General features: G+C 45.3%; 2 protein-coding genes and 1 pseudogene. All 3 read left to right on the top strand.

What is annotated here, in order from left to right:
• The first annotated feature begins 24 nt into the window (after positions 1 to 24).
• Entirely contained in the window at positions 25 to 2430 is a 2406-nt protein-coding gene (locus tag HMPREF1152_RS06445) for a VirB4-like conjugal transfer ATPase, CD1110 family (RefSeq protein WP_009644382.1), read from the top strand.
• Positions 2427 to 3344 carry a DNA (cytosine-5-)-methyltransferase gene (gene dcm / locus HMPREF1152_RS06450; RefSeq protein ID WP_009644383.1) on the top strand — a complete coding sequence of 306 codons (918 nt, stop codon included), beginning with the start codon at positions 2427 to 2429 and terminating at the stop codon, positions 3342 to 3344. Before HMPREF1152_RS06445 ends, dcm begins: the two co-directional genes overlap by 4 nt.
• Positions 3341 to 3973, top strand: a pseudogene (locus HMPREF1152_RS06455) (CHAP domain-containing protein); the annotation flags it as partial. The gene dcm and the pseudogene HMPREF1152_RS06455, both read left to right, overlap by 4 nt.

Genomic DNA, 3973 nt, shown 5'->3' on the forward strand with positions numbered 1-3973 from the left:
AACTTGAAAAGGAGGTATTTCATATTGTTAAAGGACAAAACAAAGGAAAAAAACAGCGTAAAAAATAAAAGAAAGCTCAGGGGAAGCGAGAAAAAGCAGATTGCGGAGCTTATCAGAAAAGCAAAGCCGGATAAAAAGGCATCTTCTGCGCAGGAGAGCATCCCCTACCTTTCTATGCATCCGGACGGGATATGCAGAGTAACAGAAAACAGATACAGCAAGTGCATTTCCTTTTCCGACATCAATTATCAGCTTGCAGGAGCGGACGATAAAACCGCTATCTTTGAAAACTGGTGCGACTTTCTAAACTATTTTGATTCCTCTGTGGATGTACAGCTTTCCTTTATCAATCAGGGAAGCCGCGGAGAAGCAAAGACCGCAATTGAAATTCCGATGCGTGATGATGGCTTTCAGTCCATAAGAAGCGAGTATCAAAAAATGCTTTCTGCTCAGCTTTCCAAAGGAAACAACGGTCTTGTAAAGCTGAAATTCGTAACATTCAGTGTGGAAGCGGAAAATATGAATGCGGCAAAGGCAAGGCTTAACCGCATTGAAACGGATATGCTGAACAATTTTAAAGTGCTTGGAGTAAGCGCTCATGCTATGAGCGGATATGAAAGGTTAAAAAACCTGCACGGTATTTTTCATCCGGAGGGAGAGCCTTTCTTCTTTTCTTGGGACTATCTTGTTCCGTCGGGATTATCAACAAAGGACTTTATCGCACCGTCCTCTTTTTACTTCGGAGAAGGCAGAACTTTCCGTATGGGCAGTAAGCTCGGTGCGGTAAGCTTTCTTGAAATCTTAGCCCCGGAATTAAACGATCGCATTCTGTCCGACCTTTTGGATTTGGAAACGGGAATGATTGTAAACCTGCATATCAAAAGCATCGATCAGGCGGAGGCGATTAAGACGATAAAAAGAAAAATCACCGACCTTGACAAGATGAAGATTGACGAGCAGAAAAAAGCGGTACGCTCCGGCTATGACATGGATATTATCCCCTCAGATCTTGCCACCTACGGAGGCGAAGCGAAAAATCTCCTGCAGGATTTACAGAGCAGAAACGAAAGAATGTTTCTTGTTACCTTTCTTGTGGTGAACATGGCGGGCAGCAAAAGAAAGCTGGATAACGATATTTTTGCCGCCGCAGGAATCGCACAAAAATATAACTGTGCTTTAACCCGCCTTGACTTTCAGCAGGAGGAAGGCCTGATGTCAAGCATCCCGCTTGGAATAAATGAAATTGAAATTCAAAGAGGGCTTACCACCTCAAGCACCGCCGTATTCATTCCCTTTATCACGCAGGAGCTTTTTCAGGACGGCGAAGCTCTTTACTACGGGCTTAACGCTCTTAGTAACAACATGATTTTATGTGACAGAAAGCAGCTGAAAAACCCCAACGGTCTGATTCTTGGAACGCCCGGTTCCGGTAAATCCTTTGCGGCAAAGCGTGAAATTACAAACGCCTTTTTAATCACGGACGATGACATCTATATATCCGATCCCGAAGCCGAATATGCCCCTTTGGTAAACAGTCTTTTGGGTCAGGTTATCCGCATTTCTCCCACAAGCAAAGAGTATATCAATCCGATGGATATAAACCTTAATTACAGCGAGGATGATAACCCTCTTGCCTTAAAATCGGATTTTATCCTTTCCCTTTGCGAACTTGTAGTCGGAGGAAAAGAAGGACTTGCACCGGTGGAAAAAACAGTCATCGACCGTGCGGTAAGGACGGTTTACAGGGAGTTTCTTGCAGAACCGATACCCGAAAAAATGCCGATTTTAGGGAATCTGTATGAGGAACTTTTAAGACAGCCGGAGCCGGAGGCGGAAAGAGTTGCGGCAGCCCTTGAGCTTTATGTAACAGGTTCTCTTAATGTATTTAACCACCGAACCAATGTAGAGCTTAATAACCGCCTTGTCTGCTTTGATATAAAGAGCCTTGGAAAGCAGTTAAAAAAGCTTGGAATGCTCATTGTGCAGGATCAGATATGGAACCGCGTTACCATAAACAGAGCAAAAAAGAAAGCAACCCGCTACTACATGGACGAATTTCATCTTCTGCTTCGTGAGGAACAGACCGCCGCATACAGCGTTGAAATCTGGAAGCGTTTCAGAAAATGGTCAGGAATCCCGACAGGGATCACGCAGAATGTCAAGGATCTCTTATCCAGCCGCGAGGTAGAAAATATCTTTGAAAACAGTGACTTTGTGCTGATGCTTAATCAGGCGGTAAGCGACAGAACTATCCTTGCAAAGCAGCTTAATATTTCTCCTCAGCAGATGAAATATGTAACCCATACGGAAGCCGGCGAGGGACTTCTCTTTTACGGAAATGTGATCCTGCCATTTGTAGATCATTTCCCGAAAGATACAAAGCTTTACAAGGTTATGACGACAAAGCCGGAGGAAGTGAGCGGAGAATGAAAAAACTAACGCATTTCAGCTTGTTTACCGGAATCGGAGGAATCGATCTTGCGGCGGAAGCCGCAGGATTTTCCACCCTTTGTCAATGCGAATGGGCGGAGTTTCCCACCGCCGTACTGAAAAAGCATTGGCCGGATGTTCCGCGTTTTCAGGATATTACAACAGTTACAAAGGAGGCATTTATTGAAAAAACAGGACAAGACAGTGTTACCCTCATATCCGGGGGCTTCCCATGTCAGCCCTTTTCCGCCATCGGAGCAAAAAAGGGCTTTACAGACCCCCGTTATCTCTGGCCGCAGATGTGCAGAGTTATTAAAGAGCTGCACCCCCATTTCGTGCTTGGCGAAAATGTTGCTAACTTCATCAATATGGGGCTCAACAAAACGATCATTGACTTGGAAAAAGCAGGATATGCCGTTTGGACATTCGTACTTCCTGCTTGCAGCGTCGGCGCGTGGCATGAACGCAAGCGAACTTTTATCTTGGGGGCAGATGTTTCCTACGCCCCTTGCTTCCGACACGGGAACGCGCCCAAAAGTGCCGCAGGTAGTCCTATCTCCTGCAGGCTCCTTTCGCAGAAAGAAGAAAACGGGACACTGGTCAGCGAATCTTTCAGAGGCAATCTATTATCTGGAAAAGGACGCAGCTCCCAATCTTCGCTTCAATCCGGAGTGGGCAGAGTGGCTGATGGGATTCCCGAAAGCATGGACGGAAATTTCCTATGGATAACGGAGCCAACGGACATACCGAGGCTTACAGAAGATAAAAAAGATAGGGTAAAGCGATTAAAGGCTCTTGGTAATGCCGTCGTTCCCGCGCAGGTTTACCCGATACTTAAATACATTGCGGATATTGAGCTTGGACGCTGCAAAAAAGCTTGCGTCTTTTCAGGAAAGGAAGGTGATGCACTTTGAAAGAACCGCTAAAGCCCCGCGATAAGTACAGGCAAAAAATGAGCCGGGATGGACTTTTAAGAGAAAACATGACAACCGGAGAAACGGAAAATGTATCAAGCAGAGTAAACGAAAATTCACAGCCGGATAATGCGATAAATGAGGATGTTACTTCGGAGAAGATCCAGAAAAGAAAATCCTCAAGGCTTACCTTTACCGAGGAAGAAAGAGCCGTTCCGGAGCTTCAAAGGTATATCAAAAAATCCGATCAGGCGGCGGACCGTCTGGATAAGGCAAGGGATAAAATACCAAAGAAAAAGAGTCTTTCCTTTGAGCGGGAGTTTGATGAAAAAACAGGCAAAGGAAAAACGAGGCTTCACTTTGAAGAAAAGGAAAAGCCCATAGTCTCCGGTAAGTCTGCAAATCCTCTTTCTCCTGCCCTTAATAAAGCAGGCGCTTTTGTGCATAAGAAAATCCATGAAACGGAGCATGACAATGCAGGCGTTGAAGCAGCCCACAAAACCGAAAAAGCCGCAGAAACACTTGGAAGATTCAGCGTAAGAAAGGCAAGAGAAAATTACAGAAATCAGAGGCTAAAGCCCTACCGCAAGGCAAGGAAAGCGGAGAAAGCCGCAGAAAAAGCAAATGCA

The organism is Mogibacterium sp. CM50, from assembly GCF_000293155.1.
GTDB lineage: Bacteria > Bacillota > Clostridia > Peptostreptococcales > Anaerovoracaceae > Mogibacterium > Mogibacterium timidum.